2 protein-coding genes are annotated in these 2,954 nt (G+C 74.1%); both read right to left on the minus strand.

The features are described from left to right. Window positions 1–1,012, minus strand: a 1,012-nt coding sequence (gene hemW, locus AOK01_RS38665; protein WP_055520122.1) for a radical SAM family heme chaperone HemW, incomplete at its 3' end; no start/stop codon positions are given. A 49-nt stretch (window positions 1,013–1,061) separates the two neighbouring features. After that, window positions 1,062–2,954 (minus strand): SpoIIE family protein phosphatase (locus tag AOK01_RS38670; protein ID WP_425424794.1); only part of this gene is annotated, 1,893 nt, incomplete at its 5' end.

Below are 2,954 nucleotides of genomic sequence, written 5' to 3' on the forward strand. Positions count from 1 at the left end.
GCTCACGCCCGGCCCCGGGCGACCGCCCCGCCGCCAACGCCCCCGCGTACGCCCCGGGATGCTTGACGTTCCACCACCGCACCCCGCCCACATGGCTGTGTGCGCCGGGCCCGGCGCCCCACCAGTCGGCCCCGCGCCAGTACAGCTCGTTGTGCAGGCACCGGCCGGCCTCGGAGGTGGCCCAGTTGGACACCTCGTACCAGGAGAAGCCCGCTTCCGACAGGCGATCCTCGGCCATCAGGTACCGGTCCGCGTGGACGTCGTCGTCGGTCATCGGCACCTCGCCGCGCCGGATGCGCCGCGCGAGCTGCGTACCCTCCTCGACGATCAGCGCGTACGCAGACACGTGGTCGGGCCCGGCGCCGATCGCCGCGTCGAGCGAGGCCCGCCAGTCGTCGTCGCTCTCTCCGGGCGTGCCGTAGATGAGGTCGAGGTTCACGTGGTCGAAGCCGGCCGCGCGGGCCTCGGCGACGCACGCCTCGGGCCGGCCGGGCGTATGGGTGCGGTCGAGTACCTGGAGCACGTGTTCGCGCGCGCTCTGCATGCCGAAGGAGATCCGGTTGAAACCGCCGGCCCGGAGCGTGGCCAGGTACGCCGGGTCCACCGACTCGGGGTTCGCCTCCGTGCTGATCTCCGCGTCGTCCGCGAGCCCGAACTCGTCCCGGATCGCCCCCAGCATCCGTACGAGATCGTCGGCGGCCAGCAGGGTGGGCGTACCGCCGCCGACGAAGACCGTGCGGACGGGCCGCGGGTCGTCGCCGAGGACCTTGCGGGCCAGCCTGACCTCGTCGGTCAGGGTCTCGGCGTAGTTGTCGCGGGAGGCCAGCACTCCCCCGGAGCCGCGCAGCTCCGTGGCCGTGTACGTGTTGAAGTCGCAGTAGCCGCAGCGCGTCGCGCAGTACGGGACGTGGAGGTAGAACCCGAGCGGGCGGTCGCCCGCGCCGGCCAGGGCGTACGCGGGCAGCGCCCCGTCGTCGGGGACGGGCTCGCCGTCGGGAAGTGCGGAAGGCATGTCTCCCATTGTCCCGTACGCACGGATGTCCCCGTACGCACGGCCGGACCTACTCCGCCTGCAGCACCAGCAGTGCCAGGTCGTCCTCCGGTGGCTTCCCGCCGAACTCGTGCACCAGCCGTCGGATCCGCTCGGCGATCAGTTCCGCGCTCAGTCCCGCGCACCCGGTGAGCGCGTCCGCGAGCCCCGCCTCGTCGTCGAACTGCCGGGGCCCGTTGCGCCGCTCCGTCACACCGTCCGTGACGCAGAGGATGCTGTCGCCGGGCCGCAGCTCGAACGTGTCGCAGTGGTAGCCGGCGTCCTCGAAGACGCCGAGCAGGGTCTGCGGCTGGGCCACCTCGCAGACCTTCCCCGACGGCTCCAGGAGCAGCGGCAGCGGGTGCCCGGCGGAGGCCATCGTGCAGCGCACTCCGTCCTCCAGGGGTACGAGCTCGCCGTAGAGGAGGGAGAGGAAGCGGGTCTGTGGCCCCTCGTCGGTGAGCCCCTGCCCGCCGGCCGCCACCAGGGCGCGGGCCGCGGCGTCCGCGGTCTCGGTGGCGTCGTCGAGGAGCAGCTGGTTGAGGCGGTCGAGGACGTCGGGCACCGCGTATCCCTCGCGGGCCAGCAGCCGCAGCCAGGGCCGGGCGAGGCCGATGACGACGGCCGCCTCGGGCCCCTTGCCCTGCACGTCGCCGAGGGCGAAGCACCAGCGTCCGTCCCCGGCGGGGAAGAGGTCGTAGAAGTCCCCGCTCGGTCCGCCCTTGTCGCACGGCTCGTAGACGAGCGCGCTGCGCATCCCGGGGATCTCGGCGACCGCCCCGGGCAGCAGACCCCGCTGCAGTACGCGGCTGATGGTGGCCTGGCGCGCGTACTGGCGGGCCGCTCCGATGGCGAGCGCGACGCGGCGACTGAGGTCCTCGACGAGCCCGGTGATCTCGTCGGGGAAGTGGTCCTGCCCGGCCCGCCCGATGACGAGGGCGCCGAGCGGTCTGCCGCCCGCGATCAGCCGGAACGCGAGGGCCGAGCCGGTCCCCGCCCGCGCTCCCAACGCCTCGGCCGGCCAGGTCACGGGTACGGGCCCGGCGCGCGCCGACTCGGGCAGCTCGGGCGGGTCCTTCTCCAGGAACTGGCGCAGCTCCTCCATACGGTTCTCGCTGCCGTGCCAGACGCGGGCGAGCCGCGGTCCGCCGACGACGCCCCCTTCGGAGCGGCCCGGCGCCTCGTCCTCCAGCCACACGGCGCACCAGTCGGCGAGCCGCGGCACGACCAGCTGCCCGGTGAGCGCGGCGATCAGGTCCTCGTCGAGCTGCCCGGCGAGCAGGTCGGAGGCCTCGGCGAGGAAGGAGAGGGCGCCACGGTTGAGCCAGTCCTGTTCCTGCGTGCTGCGCCGGGGCGCGGGGGCGAGGATCTCGGCGGCCCGCTGCCCGCGCCGCAGGGCGTGCTCGCCTTCGTAGGCCTCCGTTTCGTAGGCCTCCGTTTCGTGCACCTGCGTTGCGTGCCCTTCCGTTCCGTAGACCTGCGTCTCGTAGACCTGCTTCGCCTCGACGGCCGTGACCCCCGCGACGGGCAGCCGGGCCCAGACGGTCTTGGTGCCGGTGCGGTAGGTGATGCCCCAGGCGTCGGAGAGCGCGGAGACGAGCCGCAGACCGCGGCCGTACTCGACGGCGTCGTGCGGTCGCTCGGCGCCGTCGTCGCGTACGGCACGCTCGGGGTGGTGGTCGGAGACCTCGATGACGAGGGCACTCGCGCCGGCCCGGTGCGGGGTGGCCCTACGGGTCTCCGAGGCAACCTCGGTGGCGGTCTCGGTGGCGCTCTCCGATGCGACCTCTGTGGTGACCTCGGTGGCGGTCTCCGCCGTGGCCGTCGGGGTCGCCGCCGACACCGCGCCCGCGACGGCGTCCGAGGCGGCGGCAGACGCGGTACCCGGAGCGGCCGTCGGAGCAACGCCCGGAGCAGTGCCCGG

The organism is Streptomyces aurantiacus, assembly GCF_001418335.1.
In the GTDB taxonomy this organism is placed as follows: domain Bacteria; phylum Actinomycetota; class Actinomycetes; order Streptomycetales; family Streptomycetaceae; genus Streptomyces; species Streptomyces aurantiacus.